Here is a 15580-nt window from a genome sequence, read left to right as displayed (position 1 = left end):
ACAGACAAGCTCATTTATATTAAATACATAGAAAGAAGAGATAATTAATAGATGAACGAGGAGGTAGATCAATATAGACGAAGAACTATACTGTATTTATTCTGATAAAAATATATCAAGAAATCAAATGAGCATAGAACATATAATACCTAAAAGTTTAGGAGGTTCTGATGAATTTATAATTTATGTAGATAAACAACTTAACTCTGTTTTGGGAAGTACCGTAGATGGAAAATATGTAAACGATCCACTCGTAAGGTTAAGGCTTTTACATGAAAATCATAAAGGACATTCAAAAAAAGAACAAGAGGTTAAGTTCATAAATAGTAGCATTAATAATAAACCAGTGAGTGTTACTTTTAAAAAGAGTGGAATTGATATATATGATCCAATTATTAAAAAACATATAAAGCCTAATGGTGAAATAACTACCGGTATGACTATCAATCTTTATACTAGAGTTAAATTTATAGCGAAGGTAGCTTTAGCTTCAGGTTATTACATACTAGGTGATTCATTTGTTAAAGGTGCGGATCATGATTCTTTACGTAGGCTTATATTTTCAAAAAACATAAGAAACGAAGACTTGGATCTCTTCTTTATTGATAATTTGCATATTAATGAAAAAGATAAAGATCATGTAAAGCTAATTTCGTTATTAATTGAATTTTTGGGTGGTACAAATGTTATATTACAAATATTTCAAACAAGGATAATTGTTGATATAGGTATTGATGGAAAGTATATAGGTGGAGTTAGTTTTAAGGCCGAAAGTAATAATATTCCTTACCAAGATGCAACAAGGTTAGGTCAGATAATAAACATTAAAAATGGAACAATGATTGTTAAGTCTTTCTGGAGAGCGATATTTGAAATGAATAAGGCTTATAATGTAGCACAAGTTGATGATTCAATTCTGGATGTCACTTATATATAATCTAGAGTTTCATAATTCTTTGAATATTCTCGTTTCAAGATACCTTGATTACAGTAGATATACATACTAGGGCTGCGTATGATGATTGTAACCCCAATACTCCATTACATATTTTCAATAATGACTCAAGTTAATTAACTTCCCATTATGTTTATATTGGATAAAATGTATAGTTATCGTAATACGGATAAAAGTTTATACTCTTTTTAAGGTATTAATATATATAAAATAATAGAAAAACTGATAAGATGGAGATGAAACCTTTTGAGTGATAGAGAACTTGTAATGCAATACATTGAAGATTCACTAGAATGTGAATGGGTGGATTTCAAAGAGAAATTTTATGCTCTGAAGAATGATAAAGAAAATTTTATAATTGATATTGTTTCTTTTGCGAACAATCTACAGCAAAAGGATAAATTTCTAATCTTTGGGGTTGAAGACGGCAGCTGTAATATTTGCGGAATTGACACAAATACAATGCCTGATATAGCAATATTAGAAAATTTGTTATTTGAAAAGGTCGAACCTAAAGTAACTATAATATTAAACTCAGTACTAATTGAAAATAAAAAAATCGCCTATATAAAAATTCCCAAAAGCAATGAAAACCAACCATATATGCTAAAGAATGAATGTGGTAAGGCGAAAAAGGGTGATATATTTATTAGAAAAGGTTCCGTCAATACTAAAGCAACTAGAATGGATCTAGATGATATTTATTTAAACAGACATTTCCAAGAAATTAAACCTTATGATAATTACATATTAATTGCTCCAATACATATGAAAAATATATTACCTGAAAATCTGACATACGGTAAAATGGATATTGAAATAATTAATTTATCGAATCGTCCATTGCTAATTAATAATGGTTGGGTCGAATTTGAGAATCAGTTTGGTAAGATAGAACGTTCAATTTTTGATATTCTTCCGAGTATTAATATTAGAGATAATCCTTTTGAAGTTCCGCCTAATACTCATTTTAAAAGAGAGATACTATTTGATTTTTTAAGTAGTGATTGCATTACCTTACACTTTGATGATAAAGGTTACTTAAATACAAAGACTTATGTTAATACAATTTTTGAAGATGTTAATGGTAAGTTTTTTAGAAGTGAACCAAAGGAGTTTTTTATTATTGCTAAAGGGGAAATTTTGCATAAAATAAAGCTCTTATATAAGAAATTTCGCCAATATTTAATAAAACGAAATGTGGCTATATTAAGTGCAATAGAGCTAAATCAAGATGAGGTAATAGATCAATTGTTATCGGTTGATTTCAGCTTGGTTCAACCAGGATATGTCTTGGAAAATCCTGAATTTCCAGAATATGATATTTGTGCAAATATAATTAGAAAAGCAAATGAAGTAAAAAGTGGTTATGTTGTGGAACAGATGCTAATAAAGGGGTTACCACAAGACTTTGTGGATTTTGCGCTTGGTAGGCATTAGAAGTATGGATCGATTAATTAGGTAACACTAAAAGTGAATACTGAATAACTATAATATATATAATTCTATGATTAAGAAATTTTCAAATGATATATTAATAATGAGGGTTGATATGGAGAACGAACTTTTAAATTATATGTCTGGTAATGAAATAATAGATTATGTTAATAATTACATAAATAAATCTAACTATAATTATGCTGTCCTCATTGATGGAAGTTGGGGAAGTGGTAAAACATATTTTATTAAAAACAGCCTCATTCCAGCTTTAGAGGCAAATGAAAAAAGCAGGAAAAGTCAGAATGGAAAACCTGATAATAAGAAAATTATTTATATTTCACTATATGGTATTTCATCAAAAGAAGAGTTAGACTTTCAGATACTTTTAGAAGTTATGCCATTTAAAAGTTTTTTTAATCGTAAGAACATAAAACTTGCTTCAAACATAGGAAAGGCAGTTATAAGTGGAGTATCTAGTTTTTATGGAATATTATTACCTAAGAAAATAATAGATTTTAGCGATATATCTTCGAAGAATTATATACTTATTTTTGATGATTTAGAAAGATGTAATATGAATGTTAATAATTTATTGGGCTATATAAATAATTATGTTGAACATGATGGAATTAAAACAATTATTATATCGAATGAGAAAGAAATTGCTAGCACAAATATGGATTTAAATAGAGAACTTAAGTATTTAGTGGCACTAAATAATGACTTAGTACTTAATGACTCAAAAAATGAATCGGATGTAAGCGTGGATTTGTTTGGAGATGAAAAACATGAGGATAATAATGAAAAAGTCAATGTTGATGAATTACTTAATAAGATTAATATAATATTTGGACAAGATAATCTTTATAAAAAAATAAAGGAAAAATTAGTAGGTGTCACTTTATATTACAAACCTGATTTTAATAAAATTATTGAAACTGTTACAGTTAATAGTATAAATGATGAAAAGATTAAAAATATTATTATATATAATAAAGCTTACATAATTGAAAAACTAAATTATTATAATCATCAGAATATAAGAACAATATTATTTTGTTTAGATAAATATAATAATATTACTGAAAACTTAATCAAAGCATTAGGATTTACTAGATTGGAAAAATTACTTGATGATATGTTTAAGTATACTTTAGTAATTTCAATCTTATATAAAACGGGACAAGATTTACCTAAATGGGAAAGTAATAATGAAATAATGGATGTGGTAGTAAGTAAAAATATCTATAATTTTAATAGTTATATTAAGGGATTTAAATTTATAGATAACTATATTAAAGGGGCAACTTTCAATAAAGAAAAGGCTATAGAAGTAATAAAAAGATATAATGAATTAGAAAATAAACAAATTAATGATCCTAATGATCCTTTATTTATATTAAATAATAATTGGTGGCTAATAGAAGATGAAGAAGTTTTAGAATTGATAAATGAAATTAATGAGACTTTAAAATGTGATCCAAATAAATATAATATAACAGTTTATTTAAATATAATAACTTTAAATATTAAATTTAATAGATTAGGAATACAATCAAAAGATATTAAAGAAATAATGGATTTGATGAAAAATAATATGAAAGAACTGAAACCGGAGAAAAATGATAGTTTTGATGTTTTTGGTTGGAGTAGTTCTGACTTTGAAACAAAAGAAGACAGCAAATTGTTTACTGAATGTGCAAACGAGTTAAATAATTATCTTAATGATGTCAATAACGAAACTATTATTGATAAATTAAATTATTTCCTTAATAATCAAGAAACATGGTCTAAGTCTGTTGATGAATTTATACAAGACAAAGAAATGATGTTAATTGATAAAAGGGCATTCATAAGCTTGTTTGATTTTGAAAGCCTAGTGAAATCAATAAAGAATGCTAGGAATAATCAGATAATTGAATTTAGAGTAGCATTGCGTAAAATATATAATTTTGCAAATATAAAAGATTATTATTTAGATGAAAAAGAATACGTAGATAAATTAATTGGTGAATTAAAAAAGTATTCTTTACAACTTGTATATAATCAAAAGATCAAAAACAACAATTTGAAATATCTAATAAAAGATTTAGAAGAAATTTTAGGTAAATTAAGTTGAATTATCAAAAATAAGTGTTAAAGAATTCAATAAATATCATATTCATATTAATTCGATTACCATAAAATACAATGGGTGAATTAGATGGATCAAATTTCACACAAATATTATGATTAGGAAGTGCTAAAATATGAATATTTCAACGGTATCAACTTTATGTTTTGTTCATGTATACAAAGGGATTTTTAAAGGACAAGGATTTAATTTTGATAATGAAGTTAAATTTCATATAGAAATTGATAAAGAACATGAGGAATATAATTATATCTTATCTGCTGAAAAAATAAACTTTGATAGAATACCAAATGATTTTTTTGGGAAAAATGTTTCTTCTGTTTTTGCAATAGTAGGGAAAAATGGATCTGGAAAGACATCGCTATTTGATACTATCATTGATAATATTGGAGTAGCAATTACTGCAATGAATAACGAAGGTATAATTTACATTATGAAGAAAGATGATATTTATATAGTATATTCTAATTGCAAAAATCTACGTATAGATAAATCGGTAGAGACATTAGGTATAAATTTTTATACACAAGAAGAATGGGCAAATAGTGAACAATACAAAAAAATAGATAGAATATTTGATAATGAGAATTTCTTTAATAACTTTATATATTTTTCTAATAATTTTGCTTCATCCTATAATAGGAGACATAATAAATTTATAATTGATCTTTCTATTGATAAACAAGTAAAAGAAATTATTGAAAAAGCTGATTTTGATAGTAATAGATTGTCACATATATTGACAAACAGCCAATATTTAAAATTACTCGAATTTTTATGTAGTGATGAATATAAAAAATTGTCTAAATTTGAAATAAATGATTTACCTGAATTATTGAAAATTGAATTTAAAGATAATCAAAAAATATATGATTTGCATAACAAATTTTCAATTCATTTTATGAAAAACTTTTGGATAGGTAAGAAGCGATTTTCAACTTTTCTAAATGGACATGTATATAAAAAAAGTGATGGCAAATTGGAATATGAGTCAGCAATTAATTTATTTTCGATATGCCTAATGAAGTCATGGATTGAGGATGAACAACTAAGCTATGAACACTTGCAGAATTTCATAAAAAGATTGGCACAAACTGATTCGAAAAATGGAATAGAAATTATTAAAGATTATATTGAAGAAAAAGCTATTAATTTTTCAAATTTGGATTTTTTTCAGAACCTATTGTATTTAATTAATAAAAACAATAATAAATATATTAAATACTATCAAGATGATAAGTCTTTTATTATTCCATGGATAGCTGAATATAAAAATAATGTGAAGAATATTTTAGAGTATTTTGGCTCAAATAATAAAATTTCTGAATATTATGATTGTTCTTTAGTTATAGAAGATAGAAATGGAAAAGGAAAATATAGTTCAGGCGAATTTTATCGGGGTAGAATTTTTTTAGAATTATATTCAGCATATATAGAAATAGCATCAAAATCGAGTAAAAATAAAAATATATTATTGTTAATAGATGAAATAGATTTGTATTTCCATCCAAGTTTGCAAACTAAAGTTATAAACGATGTTTTTAAATTTGTTGATTCTGTTTTTAACAATTACAAAGTACAAATTATTTTTACTACTAATAACCCATTTGCATTATCGGATATTCCTTCTTCCAACATTATTTATCTCGAAAGGGGTAATGTTATACATAAAAGTTCAAATACATTTGGAGCAAATATAAACACTTTATTAAAAGATAGTTTTTTTATGAATTCTACTATTGGAGAGTTTTCTAAACAGAAGATTAACCAAGTTGTTAATTACTTAAGAGATAATTATGACAAAGATGATTATTGTTATAACAAAATTACAAAAGAAGAAGCCAAATATATAATTTCTATAATTGGTGAACCCATTGTAAAAAATAAATTGGAAAAGTTGTATTATAATAAATTTACTGAAGATATAGTTGATCAAGAAAAGAGAATACAGATGTATAAAGAGAAAATTAATGATTTGCAATTGTATATTACAAATGGCAAAATTTTAAGGGAGAAAGAACTTGATGAATTAAAAGATAGAATAAATGAACTTTTAGTATGTCTAAATAAAATTAATAGTTAGGGAGATAAACTCTAATGATAAAAATACAAAAAATTAAAGAAACTGATTGGTATTTAAATGAAATTAAGAAATTATTTGTTCATGGAAGTACTAAAAGTAATTTTGATGATCACTTCTATAAAGAAACAGAAGATATAAACAGAGAATTGAAAGAATTTGGATTAAGTTATAACGATTTCTCAGAGCAAAAAGGAAGAACATTGTTTGAAGAATTGATAGTGGCAAGCTATGCAGATTTACAAAAAATATTCAAGAAGATTCCTTCAGAAACAAAAGGATTATTTTGGAGATTGGAGAAGAGTGAAAAAGGTAAGACAACTCGCAAATATATTGGAGCGTGGGAGAAAATATATAAAACCTACGATAAATTTAGTAAGAATAATTTAAATATAATGATTATAGAAAAGTTTAATATTAAATGCTGCCCATATTGCAATGAAAATTTCATATTAAATCGTGATACAAAAGCAATGGCACAACTTGACCATTTTTATCCTAGAAATATTTACCCAATCTTTGCATTATGTTTATATAATCTGATTCCTACATGCTATTCATGTAATCATATTAAAGGAAGCAAATTAATTGGTGTTTCTCCTCATAACCAAGATTACAATTTTGATGCTTTAAAAATATCGTATATACCATTAACTGCCGATTGGATAAATAATAGCAATGAGATAGATATTAGCTTTCTATATAATTATGATAGTGGTGGCGATTTAATTGAAAAAAATATAAACGAAATGAGTATTGCTAAATCTTATAAATTTCATAAAGAATATGTACAGGAACTTTTAAAGAAAGCTCAGATTTATAACAAAGAGAAAATTCAAGAGATAAAATACTCCTTCCCCGACTTGTTTTCCAACGAAGAAGAAATTTTTCGTATTATTTTTGGTAACTATATTGAAGGTATTGATTTAGGGAGACGACCTCTTTCAAAATTAACAAAAGATATTTTAGAGGAACTTAAAATAATATAAATCGATGTTTATTAATAAATTAAATTGTGCATTTATTTGAAATTTAGATAATGATAAATTTAATGAAAAAGTTTACTACTTACATAAGATACAAGATAAGAAGATAAGAATGAGGGGAAAAGCCATAAAGTAAAAAAATACTTACTATTTCAGCGTGTCATTCCAAGAAAATCCAGAGATTAATAATAAAAAAGCGTAAGATTGGTTGTAATTATGTAGTAGAAAAAAAGTATAAAATTGTTGTGGAAATGTAGACGCTATATAAGAAAATATATTGGAAATTTAGTAAGTCTAAATATTTTATAAAAGCATATATCGAGGTGCAAAATGAAAGAATTTGAAATTGATTTAAAACCTGGGATGTACTGTGGATGTAAAGAAGTTCAACAGATGATATTGGATAATCCGGGTATAAGTGAGAAATTAAAAAACATTACACCGTGGTTAGAGAATTGGACAGGTGCATTTTTACACAGTGTTTATCATCACTTTAAAGATGTGAAGTCATTTAATTCGATATTATTTTGTGCGTTAGAGGCACAAACAATGCAATTGGACTGGATACGTTTTTCTTTCTGCTCAGGACAATATGACATAGCTTTGCGCGAACTACGCAATGTCATTGAGAGTGGTAGTTTATTTTTTAAATATGATTATATGAATGAATTTAGAAATTTGAGTGTCGCTGAAAAGTATGATGCAATAAATAATGATATCACTATAAATCAAAAAAATGGGTTTGGTAAAACTGTATTCCAAAATAGTGGATATATTGATTGGTTAAATGTATATAACAATATATATAAGCCATTATGCAAATATATACATACTGGAAACAACATTGAAAGAGCTATGGATATAGATAAGAATGGATTTAATGAAATATTAGAACCTTATTATTATGATGTCGAAATTGAAAATTGCATTTTGTATTTTAAAAAAGTAGTGCATACGGAAGTTAAAATGATGGAAATAATTTTAAAGGATGTGTATGACATAGATGATGAGTATATTTCAATATTCGAGTAAAATTAGATAAAGCATTTATAAACTGTAAAATATTTTTTGATTATATTAGTTTGTTTGCTTGAACCATAAAAAATCATATAGACATGAATGTGTGATGGGAAAAAGAGAGGTTTAAACATATACAAATTGATTGTTATAGCAAGTAGTTTTATTAGATTTCTGTATATAACAAATCAATTTGAAATCTTGGAATATGACTATTTAATTAACTTTGTGTTGAGCCTTTATTTATCTTTTAACCTTGCGTGTCGTAGGGCTGTATTACAGCCTTCTTGCGTTTGTAAGTTTTTTTATAATTATAAATTATTTTTAAAAATGGGGTGTATTTATGAAGATAATTCAAATATCTGATTTACATATTAATTGTGATACTGACTTGGGTCGAATAGAATACAAATTAAAAAAAATGTATTTAGCAATTAAAGATGATTTAAAAACACAAGAAGAGGTTATTTGTTGCATTTTAGGGGATATAGTTGACCAAGGCGATGCAACTATGTTTGAAAAAGCAGAAACTATTCTTGGTTATATTAAAGATCTTTATAAAGATTATATATTTAGTTTTGAATTCGTGCCTGGTAACCACGACTTATGTTATGGTACTCTTAATGATTATGATAAATTGATTTCTAAATTTACAACTTCACCTTATACATTTAACTCTCAAGAAAACATTTATGTTAGAGAGTATAATGAGATTAGCCTAATACTTCTAAATTCTATTTACCATAAAAGTCATGAGTTTGGGAAAATCGATATATCTTCATTATCTGAAATAGCATGTGAAAAACCTTCTATTTTTGTTGTTCATCATGCCTTAATGAGTGAAAACGATGATGATAAATCTTCTATTAGAAATGCATATAAGTTAATAGATGAAATAGAAAAAAGGGATGCTCTTGCAATTTTACATGGTCATACACATGGATATAAGAACATAAAAATTGGACAAAGATGTTTGGTTATAGGTGTTGGGCCTATGTTTAAGCCAGTAGAAGATATTAATAATCAATTCAATTTAATAGATATAAGAGGTACTATAATACAATCAATTACAAATTATAGATTTAGTAACGACTTAGATTCATATAATTCAATTTTGGAATACGAAAAGCCACAAACAAATAATTATTATGGACATTCACTTCAAAAAGTTTATGATAATATTGTAGAAGATACTAAGAACTATGGGTTTTTAATGAATCTAAAATTCGAGTGTACAATGACATTTGAAAGTTTTGAAAAAAGTATATTAGAACATTTTAATGATAGCTTAGAACTTGCGAAGGATTGGAATTCTCCTGAATTACCAGATAACTTGTATTATAATCATGGCCAATATATGAAATATAAAGATAAGTGGGGTACGGATTATATTATTGAGGAGTTAAATAATAAGGCGACGAGTAGTAGAGCGATTATACCATTAATTAATTTTAGTAATGTAGTTAATAGTAATGATAACTTTTTACCATCTTTTGATATTATTCAGTTTGGTTTTGAAAATGAAAATAGAAATAATTTAATAGTAAGCCTTTATATGAGAGCGTTAGAAGTTAATCATTTTTTAAAAATAAATCTTTGCGAAATCTATATTATGGCAAAAGACATATTAGATTCAATAAGAACTATTAATAATATATCGATTAATGTTCTTGCATTTAGAGCACAATTCAAGGAGAAATACGGATGCTTTAAAAAATCAAAAATTGATATAATGACAGAGGCTCAATTAACAAAGTTAGTACTAAATAACAATAAAAGTGAAATCGTTAAATTGCTTAAAGATAAAGTTGAGTCTTCTGAAACTGTAATACAAAATGAAGGCTTATTGCATCTTAAAAATGCGATAGCGGAAGCAGATGGTTATAAAACAATTATGGACATGCTTATCATTGTTTTGGATAAATTAGATGTTTTAAAAAGGGAAAGAAGCAGAACATCAAACTACCTTGAAATAAAAAAGTATGAAGATGAATTATCTAATGCTATGCAGAATTTAATGCTGAATTTGGAAGGAGATAAATATATATGACAATTGAACAGATTATTGAAATGCAGAAAAAGTTTGATAGTGAGCACGCAGGCAAGTTTAGCTGGGATAAGAAAATTACTGATGAAAATATTGAAAATTTAGAATATTTACTTTTATGCATGATTGGAGAGTTTGGAGAATCATCTAATTTGGTTAAAAAGGTAATTCGTGGAGACTGTAATCTCAATGAAATAAGGGAGAACTTGTCTGAGGAAATAATTGATATATTTATCTATGTAATTAAATTAATATATCAATTAGATATTAATCTTGAGGAAAAATATATTGAAAAATTGAATAAGAATAAATTAAGATTTACTAAATATGAGAAACAAGTTGGTGAATCTCATGAATAAATTCTATGAAATTCAAATTGAAACTGAAAATAGATGTTTATTAAATTGTAAACACTGCTCTTCTATAGAAATGCGTCAACAAAGAGCAAGGGGATTTAGCATAGATGATATCATTCGATTATTAAATCTAATTAATTGTCCAACCCATATATACTTAACAGGTGGAGAACCGCTTTTAGATGATTGCCTAATGTCTAATGTTGCTAATTTAAAGAATGTAAGTGAAAATATAGATATTGGATTGTTTACAACTGGAATTCTTGATTTTACAAATGAAGTTAATTGTGAGTATTTTCAAAAGCTTAAATTAGCAGGTATAAGTGATTGTTATTTTTCTATATATCATACTAATCCCAAAATACATGATTATATTACTAATAATAAGAATTCTTTTGATAAAACAATTAATACTATTTATAATTTAATTAATATTGGCATAAAGGTAAAAATTCATCTTGTATTAAATAAATATAATTTGAATAAAATAGATGAAATTATAAATGAGTTAGCATGTTTAGGTGTTGATGAAATAAGAATATTACGATTAGTTTGTTCTGGAAGTGCTAAAAGTAATTGGTCAGATATTGGCGTATCACTTGAAGAACAAAATAACGTAATATATAAAATTATTAAAAATATCAATTTATATAAAACAAAAATTACTGTTTCAGGTTTTCCTGAGAAAATTTCATGTAGACCATTTTTTAATTCAAAAAAGTGCCAAGGGGGAAGCAATGTTTTATATATTACATATAATGGTGATATATATCCGTGTGCATGTACTAAAAATGTCAATTCATATTTAATAGGACATATAACTGAATTAGATAAGATAAATAGTTTTATAAAAGAAAAAGAAATCATAGAATATAATGAAAAATGTTTAAACCCTATTAATTAAGAATTTACGAGTACTTATTTTGTCAAACTTTATTTTAAAAACTATCTTGATATTCAAAATAATTTAGTCAAACTTTGTTTTAAAACCGTAAAAAATAGCTAACGAAATTTCAACGTTTTTTAAAGTTATGTTGTCAAACTTTGTTTTAAAGCTACATAGACTAGATATATAAATAAAATTACAATGAAGCACCTATTGGGTTATAACCAATAGGTGCTTTTGTAGGGGTGCATATTTGCAGCTAAAAAAGCAAATTAATCTTGTAATAATACAGCCTGAATGATATAATCTAACAAATATAAGATAATTTAATATATTAAATGGCGATGGAGTTCGCCCTTAAATGCATAAGCTGATGACTCCTACAGATGTTATTTTTTCATTTGTAGGATTTTTTTGTTTAATGTATGGTATGTTTGGTTTATTTTTTTAACTAATCAAGTGAAATGATTTAAGGAGGAGAAAGTTCACCGGCTCTTAATCTGTTCCCACACACGTATAAATGACGGATTTTATCTGAATCGAAATTATCCAAAGATTGGGGCAACAGTATCTGTGGCCTTAGTGTAAGAGGCGATGAAATAAGAGTCACAAATTTTTAATTTTACAGAGTCATAGTTATATTCTTGAAAGCATAATTTAATGATTCTGAATCATACATAATAATTTACATTACAATCAGGAGGTATTTATGCTAACAAGTTTAGCTTTGATTTTTTTAATAGGAATGTTGACGGGCTCGGTTTTTAAAAAACTAAAGCTGCCAAGTCTACTAGGTATGCTTTTAACAGGAATTGTTCTTGGTCCGCATGTACTAAATCTACTTGATAGTTCAATACTAGGAATATCAGCCGAGCTGCGCAAGCTGGCTCTGATAATAATTCTTGCAAGAGCAGGACTGTCTCTGGATATTAAGGATTTAATCAAGGTGGGAAGACCGGCTGTTCTCATGTGCTTTGTTCCAGCCTGCTTTGAAATGGTAGGAATGATTCTGCTTGCACCAAAGTTATTAGGAGTTTCATTACTTGATGCGGCAATTATGGGCGCTGTGGTTGGAGCTGTATCTCCGGCTGTGGTTGTTCCGAAGATGCTTAATCTCATGGAAAATGGCTACGGCACTGATAAAAGCATTCCTCAGCTTATATTAGCCGGAGCATCAGTTGATGACGTTTTTGTCATAGTAATGTTTACTTCGTTTACCGGTTTGGCCATGGGAGAAGGTATTTCAGCCTCCAGCTTCCTTGAGATTCCAATATCAATTGTTCTGGGACTGGTTGGTGGAATTGCTGTGGGACTTTTGATACTGGAGTTGTTTAAGAAATTTCACATGAGAGACTCATATAAGGTTATAGTAATGCTGAGCATTGCATTTTTACTTGTTGCTGCAGAAGACAAACTAACAGGAATTCTGCCTTTTTCTGGATTGCTGGCAGTAATGAGCATGGGTATAATTGTGCAAAAAAACAATCAAAATCTTGCAGTACGCATATCTTCAAAGTTTTCTAAACTGTGGGTTGCAGCTGAATTGATTTTATTTGTCCTTGTAGGTGCTGCAGTTGATATTGAGTATGCTGCCGCTGCCGGAATAAGTTCAATATTGCTCATAGCAGGTGTGCTGATTTTCAGGATGATTGGAGTTTATATCTGCTTACTTAAAACACAGTTGTCAAATAAAGAACGTCTTTTCTGTATGATAGCTTATACACCTAAAGCAACTGTTCAGGCAGCAATTGGTTCAGTGCCTCTTGCAATGGGGCTTTCATGCGGCCAAATTGTTCTTACTGTTGCTGTAATAGCAATACTTATTACTGCTCCGCTGGGTGCCTTTGGAATAGACATGACCCATAAGAAACTGTTGTATCATAATTCAAATCATAAAGTCATATAAGAATAGAGAGGAGATAAGTATGAAACAAATACTATTGCCTATTGACGGCAGCAAAAGAAGTTTCAAATCAATTGATTTGGTAAAAACTCTTTACAAACCAGATCAGGTTGATGTTTCAATAATTCTCGTCAAGGAAGATGAAGGAATTAGATCTGAATCAGATTACAAGCAAATCAAAGAAGAAACAATGCCATTTTTAGATGAAGTTGCCAGCAAACTTGAAGGTTTCAATGTAACAAAACATGTGAGAGTAGGCGATGCCGGTGAAGAAATATTGAAATTTGCAGAATCTGATGAAACGGATATCATAATAATGACAAAATCGACACGAAAAGGGTGGACTCAAATGATAGGATCAGTAACAGCCCATGTTGTGAAGTATGCCAAGTGTATAGTCATGATAATACCGGAATAACACTAATTAATAATAACGCATATTACTTTAAACATGTTACATATTAAACTTATATTTTGTTGACAATATTATTTAATAATACAATAAAAGTTTCTGCTTATCACAACTTTATTTATTAATGTTATTCAATTTTTATATCAATTTACAAATTATAACATATTGTAATAACATAAATCTAAATATAAGGTGATAATATGTCTACGAACATAACAGATCAAGATAGAATAAATACCGTGACCGTTGGAAGGCTGGCACCTGATTTCAGGGCTTTATCCACTCACGGATATATTAATTTATCAGATTACAGAGGGTCATGGGTTGTATTATTCAGTCATCCTGCAGCTTTTTCTCCGGTATCAACCACTGAAATTATTATGGGTTCCTATTATTATCCAAAATATCTAAAAAGAAATGTACAAATAATTGCACTGACTACGGATAACAATTTTGCAAATTTAGCATGGGTATATGATGTTTTCAATAAAACGGGAATAACCGTTCCATTTCCTGTTATTTCAGACAACGATAAAGAAATTTCAGATCTTTATGGGATGGTTAATGCAGACAGGACATATGAAGAATCTGTACGAGATGCTTTTTTAATAGACCCTGAAGGAAAAATAGTGGCAATTGTTACAATGCCTCATACCAACGGAAGAAATGCTGTAGAACTGTTAAGGATTATTGATGCGCTTCAAGTAACTAAAAATTCTAATTATCACACTCCTGCTGCATGGCAGCCTGGTGATCCAGTTTTGGCTCCTCCAGTTCATACATATGAAGACCTTATTAACAGAGTCGATTCAGCTGCTGAATTAGGTTATGAATGTCCATTCTGGTATGTATGTTATAAAAACATGGCAGCAGAAACTGAAACGGAAGCAATTAATAATCTAAATCCAAATTTAAATGCACAAAATCACAATTGCTAAGATTGGATATTAGTTCTTAAGAATTATTTCGTTGTAAAAGGATTATAATTAATAGAAAACAGCTAACTTATCACTATACATTTATAAAATTTCTATGTTAATAGTTATAAAAATGAGATTTAGTCAAATTTTGTTAAAAGTAAGGAATCACCTATTTGTACATTACCAATAGGTGATTTTGCGTTTTAAATGAATAGGTATAAACCAAATTAATACTTAATAATAAAAGCATTAATATAGTTGATTTTATCAAATAGTGGGAGTACAATTAATATGCAATTTGAATGCGGGGGGTGTTCGGTTGAATGTTTATAATATAAAGCCAGAAAAGAACTGTGAAGCAATATATTGGTATTTAGCATTATTATTAGAAAAAACTTATAATCAAAATATTTGACTTTAATAAAAAAGATGATTTATGAATGC

At 27.4% G+C, this 15580-nt stretch carries 12 protein-coding genes and 1 riboswitch; all 12 genes read left to right on the top strand.

Annotated elements, in window-relative coordinates:
* Positions 1-127 precede the first annotated feature (127 nt).
* Positions 128-937 carry a hypothetical protein gene (locus tag BN358_RS13955; protein ID WP_019229260.1) on the top strand — a complete coding sequence of 270 codons (810 nt, stop codon included), beginning with the start codon at positions 128-130 and terminating at the stop codon, positions 935-937.
* A gap of 264 nt (positions 938-1201) precedes the next feature.
* Positions 1202-2395, top strand: coding sequence for an ATP-binding protein (locus tag BN358_RS13950; protein WP_019229259.1), 1194 nt, complete (start codon positions 1202-1204; stop codon positions 2393-2395).
* A gap of 112 nt (positions 2396-2507) precedes the next feature.
* On the top strand, positions 2508-4514 hold the full coding sequence (locus tag BN358_RS13945) for a P-loop NTPase fold protein (RefSeq protein ID WP_019229258.1): 2007 nt from the start codon (positions 2508-2510) through the stop codon (positions 4512-4514).
* 130 nt (positions 4515-4644) lie between these two features.
* Positions 4645-6612 (top strand): AAA family ATPase, encoded by a 1968-nt coding sequence (locus BN358_RS13940; RefSeq protein WP_019229257.1) that lies wholly within the window; start codon positions 4645-4647, stop codon positions 6610-6612.
* 14 nt (positions 6613-6626) lie between these two features.
* Positions 6627-7598: a hypothetical protein gene (locus BN358_RS13935; RefSeq protein WP_019229256.1), complete on the top strand. Its 972-nt coding sequence runs from the start codon at positions 6627-6629 to the stop codon at positions 7596-7598.
* A 327-nt stretch (positions 7599-7925) separates the two neighbouring features.
* Positions 7926-8627: a hypothetical protein gene (locus BN358_RS13930; protein ID WP_019229255.1), complete on the top strand. Its 702-nt coding sequence runs from the start codon at positions 7926-7928 to the stop codon at positions 8625-8627.
* Between the two features lie 328 nt (positions 8628-8955).
* A complete protein-coding gene (locus BN358_RS13925) occupies positions 8956-10662 on the top strand; it encodes a metallophosphoesterase (RefSeq protein ID WP_019229254.1) in 1707 nt (568 codons plus the stop codon).
* Entirely contained in the window at positions 10659-11018 is a 360-nt protein-coding gene (locus tag BN358_RS13920) for a hypothetical protein (protein WP_019229253.1), read from the top strand. Before BN358_RS13925 ends, BN358_RS13920 begins: the two co-directional genes overlap by 4 nt.
* On the top strand, positions 11011-11919 hold the full coding sequence (locus BN358_RS13915; RefSeq protein WP_019229252.1) for a radical SAM protein: 909 nt from the start codon (positions 11011-11013) through the stop codon (positions 11917-11919). The genes BN358_RS13920 and BN358_RS13915 overlap by 8 nt, the downstream gene beginning before the upstream one ends.
* Before the next feature lie 313 nt (positions 11920-12232).
* Positions 12233-12291: riboswitch (Fluoride riboswitch) on the top strand.
* A gap of 319 nt (positions 12292-12610) precedes the next feature.
* Complete coding sequence (locus tag BN358_RS13910; RefSeq protein ID WP_019229251.1) at positions 12611-13807, top strand: sodium:proton antiporter; 1197 nt, start codon at positions 12611-12613, stop codon at positions 13805-13807.
* Between the two features lie 19 nt (positions 13808-13826).
* Positions 13827-14222, top strand: a complete 396-nt coding sequence (locus tag BN358_RS13905; RefSeq protein WP_019229250.1) for a universal stress protein — start codon at positions 13827-13829, stop codon at positions 14220-14222.
* Between the two features lie 194 nt (positions 14223-14416).
* A complete protein-coding gene (locus BN358_RS13900) occupies positions 14417-15154 on the top strand; it encodes a redoxin domain-containing protein (protein WP_019229249.1) in 738 nt (245 codons plus the stop codon).
* Positions 15155-15580: the final 426 nt, after the last annotated feature.

Origin of the sequence: Sedimentibacter sp. B4 (genome assembly GCF_000309315.1) — a bacterium.
Lineage (GTDB): Bacteria > Bacillota > Clostridia > Tissierellales > Sedimentibacteraceae > Sedimentibacter > Sedimentibacter saalensis.
This window is presented reverse-complemented; position numbering and strand designations above follow the sequence as displayed.

Bases quoted from the DNA above. Each gene is read 5' to 3' on its own strand.
- BN358_RS13930 (WP_019229255.1), top strand. From the start codon at position 7,926: ATGAAAGAATTTGAAATTGATTTAAAACCTGGGATGTACTGTGGATGT.
- BN358_RS13955 (WP_019229260.1), top strand. From the start codon at position 128: ATGAGCATAGAACATATAATACCTAAAAGTTTAGGAGGTTCTGATGAA.
- BN358_RS13910 (WP_019229251.1), top strand. From the start codon at position 12,611: ATGCTAACAAGTTTAGCTTTGATTTTTTTAATAGGAATGTTGACGGGC.
- BN358_RS13920 (WP_019229253.1), top strand. From the start codon at position 10,659: ATGACAATTGAACAGATTATTGAAATGCAGAAAAAGTTTGATAGTGAG.
- BN358_RS13935 (WP_019229256.1), top strand. From the start codon at position 6,627: ATGATAAAAATACAAAAAATTAAAGAAACTGATTGGTATTTAAATGAA.
- BN358_RS13905 (WP_019229250.1), top strand. From the start codon at position 13,827: ATGAAACAAATACTATTGCCTATTGACGGCAGCAAAAGAAGTTTCAAA.
- BN358_RS13940 (WP_019229257.1), top strand. From the start codon at position 4,645: ATGAATATTTCAACGGTATCAACTTTATGTTTTGTTCATGTATACAAA.
- BN358_RS13925 (WP_019229254.1), top strand. From the start codon at position 8,956: ATGAAGATAATTCAAATATCTGATTTACATATTAATTGTGATACTGAC.
- BN358_RS13945 (WP_019229258.1), top strand. From the start codon at position 2,508: ATGGAGAACGAACTTTTAAATTATATGTCTGGTAATGAAATAATAGAT.
- BN358_RS13915 (WP_019229252.1), top strand. From the start codon at position 11,011: ATGAATAAATTCTATGAAATTCAAATTGAAACTGAAAATAGATGTTTA.
- BN358_RS13900 (WP_019229249.1), top strand. From the start codon at position 14,417: ATGTCTACGAACATAACAGATCAAGATAGAATAAATACCGTGACCGTT.